We start from the raw sequence: 17,688 nt of genomic DNA on the forward strand, positions 1-17,688 counted from the left end.
TTAATGAAACTTCCGATGTAACTCACGGACTTCCGCGGCCAATTCAGGGACCGGACCATCTATCTACGCGTCGCGAATCACCTCTTGAATCGGTAAATTGTAAACAAGTGAATTCTACATCTGAATGGTTTAGTGAAGTAGCAAATTTAGGTCCACATGTATCACTTTTGTAACGTCTAAACTCCTATTATCAGCCATAGTATTTAATTATTTTTGGTTCGTAGTTCGAGATTTCCTATGAGAAAATCATTGGTTTTTGAAAGGACAATCCAATCCAATTATTGAACTACTTGATAGGATCTATTGAATAAAGAATGACATTAAATAAACAGGTACTTACATCAATTAAAAAGGGGGGATTTTATCTTAATAGTTAATTGGTCATTGTCCATTGTCATTTTGATTATTTGGCAAGTTAGATTGGTTTTAGGAAAACCAGAAACGAAAAAAGTAAATAATATAGTTCAAGCTATATCGATACTTTTATTGCTTGCAATGTTAATACTAAATCATCCGTTCTGATAATCGGTCTATCATTTCCTGATTGAAGAATGGTTTCTTTTCTATGTTATTTCTACCCCAATATACTCTCTAAGGAAAAAACAATATGAGGAACGACTTAATGGTTAATAATAAAATAATTCCAAACATTGAAACTTATGATACAATTAGATTATCTAAGTTTACTGTATTAAGGTTATTTATTTATTCAACTAACGGAGCAGTTTAGTTGAAAGGAAATCGGAGGAAAATGATGAAGAAATGTGCAGTTTTAATTGGATTCATAATATTCCTTGGTGTAATGATAGGTTGTTCGGAAAACAAAGAAACTTTTAATGATGAATATATTACTTTTGAAGTTGAATCTAATACGATTGAACTAACAAATCAATCAGGATTTGACTTAGACATCCTTTCTTTGGAAATAAGCTATCCTTTGAATGAGGAAAAATTAAATAATAGTAATGCAAAAAGAGAAGTTGTTGAATTTTTAGAAGAAACTAAGGTTAAATCGAATGAAACTAAAGAAATTTCAATTCCGCATAATCTTAAAGAGGGCATTGAAGTTGTTGACTTGGAGATTGACTTAAAGGGCAATATTATCGAGAAGAATGAAAAAGTACCTTTCAATATAGGTGGCTCATTAAGTGCCATTGTTTCAAACCCTTAACCTAATTGTAGTAACGGGTAGCGTTAGTGAAACAAGAGAATAAAACCAAACAGAACCTCCAAATATTTGGAAGTTCTGTTTTTTATATAAATATAAATATTTAACTTTAACAGAGCCACACTTTTAAGCTTAAATTATGATGATCAAATTAAACCCAGAATCTATAACCCCAACTTTTAATTAGGAATCGGTTCTTTACTTCATTTGTCATTACGACAATTCTGACCAACTCTTTAAACCTTTGGTAAAGTGCTTCATACCCCAGCTCACCAACTCGATAAACTGAACGCTCATACATTTGAAAAATACCTAGTGTTCCAATACAAAAAAAGCCAGTTATCCAGTAACGATACTTAACATTCATCCTACTTACTCAGCCAATTAAAGATTCTTCCGATGAAGCTGAACGTGTAGCTCACGCACTTCCTCTGCCAACTCAGGGACAGGGCCATCTACCTCTGCGTCGCGAATCACCTCTTGAATCGGTAGGTTCCGAACTGGTGAAGGCCCAACTCCCATTTCATTCATCCACTCCACCAATTGCTCAGACGAGCTCGCATACACAATACGCCCTAGACCTACCCAACCATGAGCCGCCGCACACATCGGGCAATGCTCACCAGACGTATAAACCGTCGCCTCACTTCTTTCTTCCGGACTCATATTGTTCGCCGCCCAGCGCGCCAAAGCAAACTCCGGATGCTGGGTATGATCTCCGCCAGCTACATGGTTGTGGTCTTCATGGAGTACCTTCCCATCCGCAGAAACAAGAATGGAACCGAATGGCTCATCCCCTTTTTCGAGCGCCTCTTTCGCTAATTCCACACAGCGGCGTAAGTGCTTTATATCCACTTCTGAAATCATAAATTTTCCACCTTTCTCTGTTTTTATCGATAATCTATTAAAAGAAAACTCTACCTTTCATTTTACAAGTCCCGTTCTTAGCAAGCCAGCTTTTACATCTTTTTGTTCTCATACACAAAAACAAAGAACCGCGTCGACATCAGTGACACGGTTCATTTGTGGTATCTGTATTTTTGCTAGAGAAGCAGAAAAGCGATCGGTGTTGCGATCAAAATCGTAAGGATTGTTCGTTCGATCCAAATGATAATCAACTTAGGAATACTGACTTCGATATCCGTTGCCAAGATTGTCGGAATCGTTGCAGAGAAGAAAATGATTGCTGAAACGGATAGAACCCCCATGACAAATTTCGTTACTAAGGAAGCATCCACAACCATCAATGCCGGCAAGAACATTTCGGCGATTTCTACAGCTGCTGCTTTTGCTGCCAATAAAGGCTCTGGAAGTTGAACCAATAACGTAAATGGATAGAAAATGTAGCCGATTATATCAAATACAGGTGTGTAAGTAGATAGGATCAACCCTAAAAGTCCGACAGACAAAATGGTTGGCAAAATGGATGCTGCCATAATGACGCCATCTTTGAAATTGATCCAGACGTTTTTCATTAATGGTAAGGAATTATTTGCGACAGACATTCCTTCATCCCACGCAGCTTTAAGTCGATTTCCTTTGACTTCTATTTCTGGCGTTCCCTCTTGACCTTGGTAATAGTCTTCACTAACTTTGTTTAATGGCCAAATTCTAACCGTGATAGCGGTTACAAGAAAGGTGACAAACAATGTAACCCAAAAATAAGTATTCCATATGTGCATAATGTCTAGCGTGCTGGCTACGACCACCATGAATGTTGCTGATACTGTTGAAAATCCAGTTGCAATAATCCACGCTTCTTTCAGTGTGTACTTTCCTTCTTTATATACGCGGTTGGTGATCAACATTCCGATTGAATAACTTCCGACGAATGAAGCTACTGCGTCGATTGCTGATCGACCCGGCGTTTTCCAAACCGGTCGCATGATTGGCTGAACCAAGACACCAATAAACTCCAAAAATCCATAACCGACGAGCAAAGCCAAGAAAACAGCACCAATCGGGACCAAGACGCCAACTGAAGTAACTAAACTATTAAAAAGAAACGGGCCTAAATCCGGATTAAAAAGCCAAGCTGGACCAAAATCAAACACAAGCATAAAGGCAAATATGGCTCCAGCTACTTTAAACATCGATAAACCAATAACGACTTTATTTTTATTCCACGTTTTATTCGCAAAGGGGTAAACCGCTCCAAAAACGATAACCGCTAGAATATAGTACGGTACAACAGCTGTGAAATTCTCTCTAATAAATGTCACCATATGATCAAGCATAATGCTCGAAGACCCATTGATCGTAATGGGGATAAAAAACATAAAAGCTCCTAAAAAACTGTAACCGATAAACTTAAGTATATTTTGCCAATTCGTGTGGTGCTCCTCTTGTGGTTGATGCACTTGCTTTTCTGCTTCCATTTGCATAACCTCCCATAGGTAAAATAAAGCTCTGTTAAAAATCTTTTAGATTTAACAGAGCTGCACTACATAACATCTAGTTTTCTACGACTACTTTCCCTTTTTTAATTACTTGGTCAATATGGTTCATGCCATAGTTGTACGATAGTTTGAGATAGTTCGACACATTGAAAATAGCTACATCCGCTTGTTTTCCCACCTCCAAACTACCGATTTGTTCTGCTTTACCAATGGCGTGTGCGGCGTTAATCGTTGTCGCGACTAACACTTCTTCTGGAGTCATGCCCATTTTCAAACACCCTAGGTTCATAATGAATTGCAATGACAATGTCGGAGATGAACCTGGATTCGCATCTGTCGATAGCGCTACAGCAACGCCTTGGTCGATCATCTTCCTTGCATCGGCATACTCTGCCATCAAGAAGAACGCTGTCCCCGGTAACAGCACACCGATTACGTCACGCTCTGCCATTTGCCGGATTCCTTCATCAGAAGCTTTCAATAAATGGTCAGCTGAAATGGCTCCGACTTCAGCGGCTAATTCTGCTCCCCCATACGGTTCAATTTCATCTGCATGTATTTTCGGAATCAAGCCGTGCTCTTTTCCAGCTTGTAAAATACGACGTGATTGTTCAGGCGTAAACACACCTCTTTCACAAAACACATCATTGAATGTAGCTAACTCTTTCTTGGCCACTTCAGGAATCATCTCTTCAATGACACGTTTGACGAATGGTTCCGGGTTGTCCTTTTCATCCATTGGAATCGCATGCGCACCCATAAAGGTAGAAACGATATCCATCTCATGGTCTTCAGCAAGCTTTTTCGCTACTTCCAGTTGTTTCATCTCGTGCTCAAGGGAAAGTCCGTAGCCACTTTTTGCTTCTACTGTTGTGACCCCATACTTAAAAAATGTAAACAGCCGCTTCTTCGACTCTTCATAAAGTTGATCGAAGCTTGCTTCCTTCGTCGCTCTAGTCGTGGCATGAATTCCACCACCAGCATTCATAATTTCCATATACGTTTTGCCTTTGAGGCGCATCGCATATTCATTCTCTCGAGTTCCAGCATGGACAAGATGAGTATGTGGATCGATTAATCCTGGCGTTACTAACTTTCCAGTCGCATCAATTACCTCCGCTTGAGCAACTAACTCCGCGTGTTCTTTTTCGATATCCTCTAGTAAGCCTACAGCTTGAATCGTTCCGTTCTTCATTAGTACACTGCCATTTTCAATCACCGTTAAATCGCTCATTTTCTCTCGTTTGGCAGGTTGATCAGAATAACCCTTCGTCGTCACTAGCTGCGATGCATTTTTGATAAGTAATAGTTCTGACATGTGAATTCTCCTTCTCTATGAAATGACTTATTGATCTAGTAATGGGATATGAACGCCTTTTTCACGAGCTGTCTTCTCCGCTAATTCGTAGCCCGCATCGACATGACGTGCAACACCCATCCCTGGGTCTGATGTCAATACGCGTTCCAGTCGTTGTTCCGCTTCTTTCGTTCCATCTGCCACAATGACCATACCGGCGTGTAACGAGTAGCCCATTCCGACGCCGCCTCCATGGTGCACACTTACCCATGTCGCGCCGCCGACACTGTTGATCAGTGCGTTTAAAATCGGCCAATCGGCAACCGCGTCACTACCATCTTTCATACTCTCAGTTTCACGATTTGGCGATGCGACTGAACCGGAATCTAAATGGTCTCTACCAATTACAATCGGAGCTTTCAATTCGCCGCTTGCCACCATGTCATTAATAATTTTTCCGAAACGAGCACGCTCGCCATAACCTAACCAGCAAATACGTGACGGAAGCCCTTGGAAGCTAATCTTTTCGCGCGCCATACGTATCCAATTGCAGAGTGATTCGTTATAGCTGAATTCTTTTAAAATGACTTCATCTGTTTTATAAATATCTTCCGGGTCTCCCGATAAAGCCACCCAGCGGAACGGCCCTTTTCCTTCACAAAACTGTGGCCGGATATAAGCAGGAACGAAGCCTGGGAAGTCAAAGGCGTTCTCAACACCTTCATCCTTGGCGACCTGTCGGATGTTGTTCCCATAGTCAAAGGTGATTGCACCTTTCTTTTGCATGTCGAGCATCGCTTCAACATGTTTGGCAATACTTTTCCTAGAAAGTTCAGTATAACGTTCAGGGTTTTCTTTTCTTAATAGATTGGCTTGCTCCAACGTCAAGTCTGTCGGAACATAACCATTTTTCGGGTCATGTGCAGACGTTTGGTCTGTCAGAACATCCGGGATAAACCCTCGCTCAATCATTTCAGGTAAAATTTCCGCTGCATTGCCAAGTAAGCCAATGGATAGCGCTTCACCACGATCACGGGCATTTTTTGCCAGTTCAAGCGCATCAGCTAAATCTTTAGCTTGTGTATCAAGATATTTTGTTTCGATTCGGCGATCGATTCGGTGCTGGTCGACTTCGACTGCAACACATACCCCTTTGTTCAACGTCACCGCGAGCGGCTGGGCTCCTCCCATACCACCTAATCCGGCGGTAAGCGTGATTGTCCCTTGTAAACTACCATCGAAGTGCTGACGCGCACATTCAGCAAACGTCTCATACGTCCCTTGAACGATCCCTTGACTACCGATGTAAATCCAACTTCCTGCTGTCATCTGTCCATACATCATTAATCCCTTTTGGTCTAACTCATTAAAATGCTCCCAGTTCGCCCAAGCGGGAACCAAATTGGAATTTGCCAGCAAGACTCTTGGTGCATTTTCATGGGTCTTAAAGACAACGACAGGCTTACCCGATTGAATGAGCAACGTTTCATCATTCTCAAGCTGCTTCAGTTCTTTGACAATCGCGTGGTAGCTATCCCAATTCCTTGCAGCCTTCCCGATTCCTCCATAAACTACGAGCTCATCCGGGTTTTCGGCAACTTCTGGATTCAAGTTATTGTTCAGCATACGCAATGCCGCTTCTTGAAGCCACCCTTTCGTATGTAGCTCGGTTCCTTGAAATTGCTCAACTGCTGTTTTATTCATTGACTCAGTCCCCCATTTCATTTTTTAAAGCGTTTTCAGATTTCCAAGAATCAATCCCTACCATCACCTCTGCTACTAAATAAGACGCCAAGCGAACCGTTTGCTCTTCACGATCAAGCATAGGATTGACCTCTGAAATGTCGAAGCTCAATAAATTATTTCTTCTTGAAATATGATGAAGTAGTTTTTTCGCTGTTTTCGGTTCAATCCCTGTCGGTGAAGGAGCACTAACACCCGGTGCGGATGAAGCAATAATCGAATCGGTACATAATGTTAAAATAATATAGTCAAACCGGTCTGAAAAGGTATCGATGATGTTAAAGGTTTCTGCAAAATTGTTATGCTCCAGCTCTTCTTCTAGCACATATTCGCACCCTAATTGATCTGCTGTATGAAACAATGCCGGTGTGTTACCGAATCGTTGAATGCCTAAGCATAAATAACCCGCTTTTGGATCTTGCTCCAATATTTGCCGAAACATTGTGCCAGATGAAGGTTCTGGGTCGTTACGTAAATCAAAATGGGCATCGATATTAATGATCCCTACTGATTTGTCCGATCCAAGATGTTTTCTTGCCCCTAAGTAATGACCGTATAACGTCTCGTGGCCTCCACCTAAAATAATCGGTGTTCCATGACTACCAAGTAACTTGGCCACTTGGTTTCCTAAAGAGGATTGTGCTTCTTCCAACGCACGTCCCTGACAAACGATATTACCTACATCCACCAGTTGTGTCTTCAAGTGATTTGGGATTTTTGCAAGATGCCTTCGAATTTCATCAGGAGCTTTCGAAGCCCCTTGTCGACCTTTATTTCTTCTCACACCTTCATCACTCTCAAAACCGATGAAAGCAAAGTATGGGTCGCTATCTTTCAATTGGTCAACGCTCATTCGCTCAACGACTTGATGTAATCTGAAACTGTCTGGATCATCATGACTGTCAACTCTCCCCGTCCAGAGATCCTCCTCTGCTCGCATGTTGCATAATTCCCCTTTCGGATTAATTTCAGAATATATTAACTATTGTAATTAGTGTAATTTATTTATAGTATAATTACTAATACATATTTTCTATATTTCTATTACTTTTAACTATAGGTGGTGAAAAAGTAGAAATGGATACGAGGCAATTACGCTATTACGTTGCACTTATCGAAGCTGGTACCTATACAAAAGCTGCCGAACAGCTACATATCTCTCAACCATCATTAAGTGCGACAATTAAAAAACTTGAAGAGAGTGTTGGATTAACGTTGATCAATCGAGGTTCGCGGAGTTTGCATCTGACCCATGAAGGAAGAATATTGTACGAGGAAGCACGTCGATTTCTTCAACACTTTCAACATGTGACCGATGAAATGAAACGATTGAAGCAACAAGGACCATTGGGAATTTCCATCGGTTTAATCGAATCGACGATCTTTTTCGTGCCTGAAATTCTCAAGCAGTTCAAACAGGAATATGAAGAGGCAAAAGTTAGTTTGATGGAAACATTAAGTTTGTCGGATGTCGAGGAAGCTTTATACAACTTTGATATACATCTCGCCATAACAAACCAGAACATTTTTCAAAATGATATTGAAACATTGCCGATCTATGAGGAAAAGCTCGTAACACTGATCCCTTCAGGACACCGGTTGGCTAATAAGCGCACAATTCAATTACATGACTTAGAAAATGAAAGCTTCATTGTTTGCAAAGAAGGTTTTCAAACACGACAAGACATTTTGAATGCGTTCAATCGAGCAGGTGTCCAACCAAATATTCAGTTTGAGATTGAACGATTCGAAACAAGCTGTAGCTTAGTTGAGAAAGGATTGGGCATCACTGTCGTTCCTGAAAACTATGTCACCTACTCAAAACATACAAATTTAGTCGTCAAATCGCTTGCTGAAGACAATATCTCACGGACAGTATACTTAGCTTATGTAAACAATCGGTACATGCCACCGATTGTGAAACGATTTATTGAAATGATTGAGACGTACTTTAAATAACTCTTATTCTTTTCTCTTAAAAGGTCTTTGATGCCGGATGCCTAACTCTTTTGCTTCTCTTCGCAAAGAAGTAATTAAACTGATTGCCATTAATATGATAACGACCGAGAATGGTAAGGCCGCAACAATCATTGCGTTTTGAAGCGCCAGCAACCCGCCAGAATAGATTAACGCCAATGCCGTAAGAGAAAGGAAAACGCCCCAAATCGCTTTAATTCTTCGGGTAGGGTTTTGAATTCCATTGGATGTCATCATCCCTAAAACGAACGTTCCCGAGTCAGCTGAGGTTACAAAGAAAATGACAATAATGAGTATCGTTAAAATGGATAATACCATTCCGATCGGATACGTTTCCAATACACCAAACAGCGATTCTTCCGGTAACAAGGAAGAAATGCTGATTCCTGCTCTTTCTGTCGTAATTGCAGCGCTACCGAACGTCGTAAACCAGATAAAGCTAAGAATGGTCGGTGCTAACAAGACGAATGTAACGAATTCACGAATCGATCTCCCTCTGGAAACACGAGCAATGAACAATCCAACAAAAGGTGACCATGCAATCCACCATGCCCAATAAAATATCGTCCAATCATTAATCCAACCACGGATATCCTCATTCAATGGTGCAATCCGCAAACTCATTTGAATGATATTTTGAAAATATCCACCTACAGAAGTCACCAATAGATTTAGCGTGAACAACGTCGAGCCGAGAAAAAACAGAGCGAGAAATAGTAGCAATGATAAGCTCATATTAATATTACTGAGATACTTAATCCCTTTACCAATCCCTGTTAAAGCAGAAATCATAAAGAGAATCGTCACGATAATGATAATAATTGTCTGTGACCTTAAATTTTTCGGAATATCGAATAAAAACGATAAGCCACCGTTAATTTGGATGGCACCGAAACCCAAAGAAGTTGCTACACCCATGATTGTTGAAATGACCGCAACAATGTCAATGACCTTGCCAGTCGTCCCATCAGCATGTTTGCCAATAATCGGACGCAGCGTCTTACTAATTAAGCTAATTTCACCTTTTCTGAATCCAAAATAGGCAATTGCTAATGCAACGATTCCATAAATTGACCATGGGTGAATGCCATAATGAAAATACGTGTACCGCATCGCATCTTTAATCCCTTGATCTGTCCCCAATTCCCCCGTAGGTGAGTTAATCGCATAGTGACTCAATGGTTCATAAGCACCGTAAAAAATTAACCCGATACCAATTCCAGCACTAAATAGCATCGCAATCCATGTCGGACGGCTAAATTCAGGCTTTTCGTCAGGTTTCCCAAGCTTAATTTTACCGACCGGGCTTATGAATAAATAAATACACGCTAAAACGATTAATGAAACAGAAACCAAATAGTACCAACCAAACGTATTGATAATGAATCCTTGTGTTTGATTCGTAATGGTTTCCACCAAGTTAGGTGTGACGATTCCAAAAAACACGATAATTGACATGATTGCTAGTGCGGCATAAAAGACAACCGGATCTTTTTTCATATGAATTATAATCTCCTCTATCGATCGAATTGATTTTCAGCAATTGAAGCATCTACCGTTATTTTGGACATGGAGGAGGATAATATGTAATTGATATATATGTTTGACGATGAAAAGGCGCTTACTAGTAAAGCGGCTTAGATTATTCATAAAAAAACCCCAAAAAGTTAAAATAACTTTTTGAGGTATGACAATTTACTGCTTCGGATTTATTTTTGATACGATTAAATATAATACAGCCGTTACCACAATGATAGGATATACGGCCCCAACTGTTTCCGTGAATAATGGTAGTGGATTAATCACCAAGTAGAAAATAACACCAACGAGCCAAACAATAATTGCCCGTAGATTCACGCCTTTAAAGTACCAATATTTACCACCCTTAAGTTCCAATTGCCTAACTGTTGATACAGCAATCCTGACTGTCGATAAATGTGCGCTGTATTGAACATTGATGAAATAACTACAAGAAGAAGTTTATAATGTTTATTGGGAGCATACGATTTATTAACTTTTATTTATAAAAGAAGGTGATTCAGTGGATGAGCATGCTTTCAAAGAACTGAAGAAAAGAGTTAAGGAACATTTAAATAAAAACCAACCTGTCTTAGACAAAGAAACGTTAATGAACCAATCGATTGAACAGGCGAAAAAGAAATATCGCAAAAAAATGCGTGATTCAGAACGAGATTGATTTGGGTTAAAAAACTTCTTGATGAAAAATAAAACCTTGCCGCTTTTTATGCGTGCAAGGTTTTATTTTATTATCTAGCTTTTTCTTCAATAAATTTCTCTCGAATTTGGTATTTTAATAACTTCCCTTGAAGACTACGAGGTAATTCATCTGTAAATTCCACTGAGTGAGGAATTTTGAATTTCGCAAGCTTTCCCTTACAAAATTCCAGAATATCGTCAGCATTAGCTTTTTCTTCATCGCGAGGTACAACAATAGCTTTCGCTACCTCTCCCCACTTTTCATGAGGTACACCGATCACTGCAACATCCGCAATATTCGGATGTTCATGCAAAACTTCTTCAATTTCAGCTGGATAAACATTAATCGCACCCGATAGAATCATGTCTTGCTTTCGATCGACGATATAATAATACCCTTCTTCATCTTGAATACCCATATCACCTAATCCGAGCCATTCACCTTTAAAGGCTTCTTCTGTGGCTTCCGGACGTTTATAATATTCATCACATAAGGTTATACCTTTCACATAAAAAGCACCCGCTTCGCCTTGCTTGACCTCTTCGCCATCATCATCAAGCAGTTTTACATCCATTCCAAGCATCGGCAGTCCAACAGAGCGATTTTTCTTCTTTTGGTCTTCTGGAAACAAGTTTGCAGCTCCCCCGAGTTCAGTAGCCCCATAAAATTCGTTTAATTCTGATGATGCAAAGAATGATAGGACCTTTTCTTTCGTACTCGTGTGCAACGGGGCTCCTACAGAGATTAGACTCTTCATTGATGAAACATCGTACTGATCTCGTACATCTTCTGGTAAGGCAAAGATAGCATCAAACATTGGAGGAGCCAAAAACGTAGTCGTTGGTTTTTCTTGCTCGATGGCTTCCAAAACCTCCACCGGGTGAAATTTTTCCATAATATGAACCGGGTTACCGACAAAGAAGTTTGGTATCGATATGGAAAGTGCAGCAGCACCATATGCAGGCCCTGCAACTAATCCTTTGCCACCTCGTCCAATTGAAAATTCGATACTAAAAAGCAATGCAACTAAATATAAACTCCGATGAGAACGGACAGCACCTTTTGGACGCCCTGTGGTTCCACCTGTATACATAATGCAAAATATGTCCAATTCGTTTAATGGCTCTGATGGTATAGGTTCATCAGTAGGAAACTGAGAGATCCATTGTTCATATTCAAAAGTAGACACCTCAGATTCACCGACACTTATATAGTGATGGGTATGTTCTGCTTGGTCTTGAATAGCTTTTACTTCATCAGAAAACCGACTGTCGAATATTAGAGCAACGGATTCAGAATCATCTAATACATGCTTAATCTCCTGTGATACAAAACGAGAATTAATTGGCACATAAGCAGCGCCGATTTTTCCACAAGCAAAAACAACCTCATAAAGTTGATTACAATTCATCAGTTGAAAAGCAACTTTATCACCTTTCTGAATTCCTTCACTTTGTAAAGCGTGTGCTAATTGATTAATTCGCTGATTAAACTGTGCATACGTAAATCTTTTATCCTTAAAGGAGATTGCCTCTTTATCTCCATAACGCTTAGCATTCAATATAATAGGATCACTAAATAACATATGTTCCATTTATAAACATCCCTTTCTTTGTTTAAGTATTTATAAGTTTTAAAAAGGACTGCGATTGAGCCAAGCCCCGCCATCCATCGTTATACAATCTCCATTGATGTAGTCTGCCTCAGCTGAAAATAAAAACTTCGCTAGACCTGCAATCTCTTCGGGTCTACCTGGTCTGCCAAGAGGTACTCCTTTAAGTACTTGTTTTCGAGCCTCTTCTGATTGTAAAAGCTTAGCAGATCCACCCGTATCTTCAATCGGTCCTGGGGCTATAGCATTTACACATATTCCATACTTCGAACCCCATTCAACAGCTAGTGTTCGTGTCATTGCTAAGACACCTGCTTTCGCACTAGCGGAATGGATAACTCCAGCTCCACCTGTCCATGAATAAGTAGTGACTATGTTTAAAATACGACCTTTCTTTCCAGTTTTTATCCACTCTTTGCCGACAGCTTGGCTACAATACCATGTCCCATTTAAGACTATGTCTACGACTGAGTTCCAACCGTTGATCGATAAATCTTCTGCTGCGCACATAAAGTTCCCCGCTGCGTTATTCACTAGAAAGTCTATTTCACCGAATCTTTTTTTCGTCTCTTCGATGGTATATTGCACCTTGTCTGGGTCGCGAACATCCATTTCTACACAAAGAACTTGCCCTTCAACTTGTTCAATCTCTTCTTGAGCGGCCTGTAATCGCTCCATCGAACGCCCGGTGATGACGACTTTTGCACCTTCTTGCGCAAATTTTTTCGCCATGCCTTTTCCCATGCCGCTACTACCACCCGTTACAATGACTACTTTGTTTTTCACTGAATCTCCTCCACCTTGATATACTTTTCAATATGAAACCGCATTCATTTTTCTGCTATCAAATGTACAATTCACTTCTATAACGACTATTTCAATAAAACATACCTGCTTTTGTTCCTTTTTTTAGACCTAGACCAATATCAAATAACATTTGCTTAAATTCTTGAACTTTTTCTTCATCATACTGTGACAGTAACTCCGAATCTAATTCATCCATTTTGTGACTTAGTGGTTCTTCTAGAAGACGACCTTTTTCTGTTAAAAACACAAAACGATTGCGACGATCACTAGAATCGAGTCTACGCTCAATAAAACCACCTTGTTCCAATCGATCAATAATTCCAGTTACAGTTGCGCTGTCCATTTGTAGGCGCTCTCCTAATTCCGAACCAAGTTGACCATCCTTTTTCCAAAGGAAATAAAGTACTCCAAACTGGACGGATGTTATTCCGTATGAGGACAACTTTTCTTTACTGAGCTGCTTTACTTGTTGCAGTGCCTTTCCGAGAATAAAATGTAAGCAATCGAATTTCTCTATTACCACCACCAACCTTTTTAATTTTCTGAATGTTTTATTTTTTACAGTATATCATGTATACAAGTATTTTGTATACAAGTATTTTGTATACAAGTTATTTTTTTTTGAATAAAAAAGCACCGAACATCTGGTTACGTTCGGCGCTCCAATCGATTTATTTTAGATATTGCATTCAATTACAAATCATCAAACCCATTCAAGTCACTTGTTTTCGTATACTGTCTGGATTTTTGTTCGAAGAAGTCTGTTTTCGTACCATCAAAATTATCGACATAGGCACGGATCCACTTCATCGGGTTTTCGACATGTTCAGGATAAATTTCATGAAGTCCCATCATCCGTAGCATTTTATTGGCACGGTATTTGATGTAGCCTGCCATTTCGTCGAGATCAATTCCTTCCACATCTTGAAGAACATAATGTGACCATTCAATCTCGAGCTCGACGGATTGTTGAAAATGCGTGTATACCCACTCTGTCAGTTCACTCGTATTCTGTTCAGGATTTTCAGCTAAAGTTGCCCGGAACAGTTCGGCAATAAAACGACCATGTTCAAGCTCGTCGCGGTTAATATAGCTGATCATCGTGGATGTACCGACCATTTTGTTTTTCCGTGCCAAGTTATAGAAGAAGGCAAAACCGGAATAGAAAAACATGCCTTCCAATAATGACGTATAAACTAATGTTTTCAAGATGTTTTCAATAGTCGGCTCTTCAACAAATTGATTGTATTGATGCATGATCTGCTCATTCCGCTTCAGCAACACAGGGTCTTTTCTTCCGTGTTGAAACGATTCGTTTTGTTCGTCCAATGAAACAACGGAAGAAAGCACGTACGAATAACTTTCATTATGAACAGCTTCTTGTTGAGCAATTACTGCCATAATTGATTGGACGGAAGCGTCTGTTGCATATAAAGAGATGAGTAATGCCGTTCTCGTTTGCGGTGCGTCAAGTGTGGATAACAAGCCAATGATTTTTAAGTAGGCCTCTTGTTCAGCTTCCGTTAAGTCTGAAAATTGTTTGACGTCACCAGACATATTCACTTCATCCGCTTGCCAGTAGTTCCCCAATAGTCGCTTGTACATTTTATACCAATGAGGATAAGCGATATCATTCCAGTTTAAAATCCCACTTGATTGTCCACCAAACAACCCTGTTGATTTATTCGGGTTTAGCGGTTCAAGCGTTTTCGCTCTTTCAAGCAAAGATTTTTCCATGTTGTAACACTCCTTCAACCCAGTTGTGTACTTTTTCTTCCTGACTTCCTCTAGGCGATTGTTCGATTTTTAATCCCGGCCATTTACTGTGATAAAACTTTGTAAGCTTGTTTACGGCGTTACAGAACAATTCCTCTCCACCGAATTGAGTATCTCCTGTACCGAAAACAGCAATATGATCAGGCTTATATCCAATTTCCAAAATAAAATCTTTCACTTCTTCAGGTACACCTCCGTAATCCCACGTGAATGTACCGAGAAAAATTAAATCGTAATCCATCGGGTCAAACGGAGGACTAATTCCGATTGGGTGCATGTCTACAAAAACATCCCGCTTCTTTAATCGTTCCTCAATTAACTCCGCTACTTCTTTCGTGTTCCCGCTGTATGATAAATAAGGAATGATCACCCTCAACTTTCACACCACTCACACTCTTCGACGTCATTTGCTGTCGAACGAACATAGTAAGTCGTTTTCAACCCTTCCTTCCATGCTTGCAGATGTAGATTGAGCAGGATTGAAGCTCGGATTGTATGAGGTACATAAAAGTTAAAAGATATACTTTGATCGACATGTCTTTGACGAGCTGCATTTTGTTTAACAGACCAACGCTGGTCTAGAATATAAGCCGAACGACGATAAATGTGATACGTATGATGGTCGAGATCAGGCGCTGTCACAGGAATGCGAAAGTCTTTTTTCTCTTCACTGTAAAAAGGTTTAAAAACCGGATCAATACTTGCCGTTGAGCCCGCAATCATTGATGTAGAAGAATTTGGCGCAACGGCCATCAGATAACTATTTCGAATCCCATGCTTTTGAACTTCTTCTTTTAATTCCGTCCACTGCTCGTTTGAATAATCCTTCTGGTCAAAATATTCCCCTGTACTCCATTTGCTTCCTTCAAAATATGGATAGCTTCCTTTTTCTTTCGCCAAAGCTGCACTTGTTTTAATCGTGTAGTAAGCAATCTTTTCATATAGTTCATCGGCGTATTGCACAGCTTGATCCGTTTCCCATTCGATATTTTTCTGTGCAAGTAAGTGATGCCAACCAAATGTTCCTAGGCCGATCGCACGATATTTATGATTCGTCACAACCGCTTGCTTCACAGGCAGATTGTTTAAATCAATGACGTTATCGAGCATACGGACTTGAATCGTGATCAACCGCTCAATGACATTGTCAGGTACCGCGCGACCGAGGTTAATTGAGCTAAGATTACAGACAACGAAGTCGCCTGCTTTATATTTTTTAACAATCGTATTTTCTTCTTCAATGTATTCTTCCACTAATTCGGTCGGGGATTGGTTTTGCGTAATCTCCGTACAAAGGTTAGAGCAATAAATCATTCCAGTATGTGAATTGACATTTTGTCGGTTCACTTCATCTCGGTAAAACATAAATGGTGTCCCCGACTCCAATTGAGAGCGCATGATCCGTTTCATCAAATCAATTGCTTTCACTTTTTTCTTACTCAATTGGTCATTTTGAACACACTCATTGTATTTTTCTCGGAAGGAGCCGCTTCCCTTTTCTTCATCATAAAAGTCTTCTAATGAATAGCCCATGACTTGTTTCACTTCATGTGGGTCAAATAAATACCAGTCACCGCGCTCTTCCACCGTTTCCATAAATAAATCCGGAAGTGTCACACCTGGAAATATATCATGCGCTCTCATGCGCTCATCACCATTGTTTAGCTTCAAATCAAGGAACAACTCAATGTCTTGATGCCAAATATCTAAATAAACAGCAATAGCTCCTTTTCTCGTGCCCAACTGGTCGACACTGACCGCTGTATTATTCAACTGCTTCACCCATGGCACGATCCCACTGGACATTCCACTGAATCCTTTAATCGAACTTCCGCGGGCTCTTACTTTTCCCATGTAAACACCAATACCTCCACCGTTTTTCGATAGGTTAGCTATATCCGTGTTACTGTCGTAGATCCCCTGCAAACTGTCCTCCACCGTATCGATGAAACAACTGGATAGTTGGCCATGTGTTTTTCCGGCATTATTCAACGTTGGTGTGGCAACCGTCATGTATAAATTACTTAATGCCCAATACGCTTCAGTTACAAGCTCTCTCCGCTTCTCTACACGCTCATCTTGCATTAAATACATCGCGATAATCATCCAACGCTCTTGAGGCAATTCATATACATTTTTTTCATGGTCTGTCGCCGTGTAACGCGTTGCCAATGTATATAAAGCCAAATAGTCAAACAACATATCTTTTTTAGGATCAATGACCGTTTGAAAATGATCAATTTCATCCTTTGTATATTTCGTCAAAATCGCTTCCGAGTAAATACCTTTTTCCGTTAACGTTTGGATGAGTTGATAAAAAGATCCGTAGCCAATACGTGGATCGACGTTCCGGTTTTCTCCTGCCTTTTTATAAAGCTCACGTAGATAAAGTCTTGCTGCAACATACTTCCAATCCGGTGTTGCTTCATCAATGTTTTCAAGTGCATTTTTAATCAATAAATCTGTTATTTTTTCATATTCCATATCTGGTTGAATGCTTTTTAACGACTTTTCTTTATATGGACCTGTTTCGATCGGTAGTCCGTCTGCCGCTTCATCAATCGCTTGTCGTATGGATTCCTCATTTACAGTTAGTTCGGTAATCATCCATCGTCCCTCCTCTTTAATTCCAACAAAAAATAGTCGTTCCTCTCAACGAGTTGAACGACTATAAAACGACAGAAATATCCT

16 protein-coding genes and 1 pseudogene are annotated in these 17,688 nt (G+C 40.0%); 3 read left to right on the forward strand and 14 right to left on the reverse strand.

The window, feature by feature from the left end:
• Window positions 1-111, reverse strand: a pseudogene (locus KC820_RS13245) (nucleoside deaminase); the annotation flags it as partial.
• A 643-nt stretch (window positions 112-754) separates the two neighbouring features.
• Here KC820_RS13245 and KC820_RS09635 point away from each other — a divergent pair.
• On the forward strand, window positions 755-1,171 hold the full coding sequence (locus KC820_RS09635; RefSeq protein ID WP_212370544.1) for a hypothetical protein: 417 nt from the start codon (window positions 755-757) through the stop codon (window positions 1,169-1,171).
• A 381-nt stretch (window positions 1,172-1,552) separates the two neighbouring features.
• Here the strand turns inward: KC820_RS09635 and KC820_RS09640 are convergent, their stop codons facing one another.
• The 5 genes from KC820_RS09640 to hutG form a co-directional block, all read right to left on the reverse strand.
• Window positions 1,553-2,035, reverse strand: a complete 483-nt coding sequence (locus tag KC820_RS09640; RefSeq protein ID WP_212370545.1) for a nucleoside deaminase — start codon at window positions 2,033-2,035, stop codon at window positions 1,553-1,555.
• 176 nt (window positions 2,036-2,211) lie between these two features.
• The gene (locus KC820_RS09645; protein ID WP_236782605.1) at window positions 2,212-3,546 is read right to left on the reverse strand and encodes a YjiH family protein; all 1,335 of its coding nucleotides are present in this window, start codon (window positions 3,544-3,546) and stop codon (window positions 2,212-2,214) included.
• A 76-nt stretch (window positions 3,547-3,622) separates the two neighbouring features.
• A complete protein-coding gene (gene hutI, locus KC820_RS09650; RefSeq protein ID WP_212370547.1) occupies window positions 3,623-4,885 on the reverse strand; it encodes an imidazolonepropionase in 1,263 nt (420 codons plus the stop codon).
• 27 nt (window positions 4,886-4,912) lie between these two features.
• Entirely contained in the window at window positions 4,913-6,568 is a 1,656-nt protein-coding gene (gene hutU, locus KC820_RS09655) for a urocanate hydratase (protein WP_212370548.1), read from the reverse strand.
• Window positions 6,569-6,572: 4 nt separating this feature from the next.
• A complete protein-coding gene (gene hutG / locus KC820_RS09660) occupies window positions 6,573-7,547 on the reverse strand; it encodes a formimidoylglutamase (protein ID WP_212370550.1) in 975 nt (324 codons plus the stop codon).
• Between the two features lie 137 nt (window positions 7,548-7,684).
• On the opposite strand from hutG, the gene KC820_RS09665 reads away from it, so the two are divergent.
• Complete coding sequence (locus tag KC820_RS09665; protein WP_212370552.1) at window positions 7,685-8,566, forward strand: LysR family transcriptional regulator; 882 nt, start codon at window positions 7,685-7,687, stop codon at window positions 8,564-8,566.
• A 3-nt stretch (window positions 8,567-8,569) separates the two neighbouring features.
• On the opposite strand, the gene KC820_RS09670 is transcribed toward KC820_RS09665, so the two are convergent.
• Together KC820_RS09670 and KC820_RS09675 are read right to left on the reverse strand one after the other, a co-directional pair.
• Entirely contained in the window at window positions 8,570-10,084 is a 1,515-nt protein-coding gene (locus KC820_RS09670; protein ID WP_212370554.1) for a BCCT family transporter, read from the reverse strand.
• A 195-nt stretch (window positions 10,085-10,279) separates the two neighbouring features.
• Complete coding sequence (locus tag KC820_RS09675) at window positions 10,280-10,543, reverse strand: cytosine permease (RefSeq protein WP_212370575.1); 264 nt, start codon at window positions 10,541-10,543, stop codon at window positions 10,280-10,282.
• Between the two features lie 82 nt (window positions 10,544-10,625).
• Here KC820_RS09675 and KC820_RS09680 point away from each other — a divergent pair, with 82 nt between their 5' ends.
• On the forward strand, window positions 10,626-10,781 hold the full coding sequence (locus KC820_RS09680; RefSeq protein WP_186278611.1) for a hypothetical protein: 156 nt from the start codon (window positions 10,626-10,628) through the stop codon (window positions 10,779-10,781).
• Between the two features lie 70 nt (window positions 10,782-10,851).
• Here the strand turns inward: KC820_RS09680 and KC820_RS09685 are convergent, their stop codons facing one another.
• From KC820_RS09685 to KC820_RS09710, 6 genes are all read right to left on the reverse strand, one after another.
• The gene (locus KC820_RS09685; RefSeq protein WP_144088389.1) at window positions 10,852-12,396 is read right to left on the reverse strand and encodes a class I adenylate-forming enzyme family protein; all 1,545 of its coding nucleotides are present in this window, start codon (window positions 12,394-12,396) and stop codon (window positions 10,852-10,854) included.
• A 39-nt stretch (window positions 12,397-12,435) separates the two neighbouring features.
• Window positions 12,436-13,200: a 2,4-dienoyl-CoA reductase gene (gene fadH, locus KC820_RS09690; RefSeq protein ID WP_144088390.1), complete on the reverse strand. Its 765-nt coding sequence runs from the start codon at window positions 13,198-13,200 to the stop codon at window positions 12,436-12,438.
• Window positions 13,201-13,291: 91 nt separating this feature from the next.
• Window positions 13,292-13,747, reverse strand: a complete 456-nt coding sequence (locus KC820_RS09695; protein WP_336511039.1) for a MarR family winged helix-turn-helix transcriptional regulator — start codon at window positions 13,745-13,747, stop codon at window positions 13,292-13,294.
• 167 nt (window positions 13,748-13,914) lie between these two features.
• The gene (locus tag KC820_RS09700) at window positions 13,915-14,958 is read right to left on the reverse strand and encodes a ribonucleotide-diphosphate reductase subunit beta (protein WP_144162802.1); all 1,044 of its coding nucleotides are present in this window, start codon (window positions 14,956-14,958) and stop codon (window positions 13,915-13,917) included.
• Window positions 14,939-15,373, reverse strand: a complete 435-nt coding sequence (locus tag KC820_RS09705) for a flavodoxin (RefSeq protein WP_144162804.1) — start codon at window positions 15,371-15,373, stop codon at window positions 14,939-14,941. The genes KC820_RS09700 and KC820_RS09705 overlap by 20 nt, the downstream gene beginning before the upstream one ends.
• Window positions 15,370-17,604 carry a ribonucleoside-diphosphate reductase subunit alpha gene (locus KC820_RS09710; protein WP_212370556.1) on the reverse strand — a complete coding sequence of 745 codons (2,235 nt, stop codon included), beginning with the start codon at window positions 17,602-17,604 and terminating at the stop codon, window positions 15,370-15,372. Before KC820_RS09710 ends, KC820_RS09705 begins: the two co-directional genes overlap by 4 nt.
• Window positions 17,605-17,688 lie beyond the last annotated feature (84 nt).

Origin of the sequence: Allobacillus saliphilus (assembly GCF_018138385.1) — a bacterium.
Classification (GTDB): Bacteria; Bacillota; Bacilli; order Bacillales; family Alkalibacillaceae; genus Allobacillus; species Allobacillus saliphilus.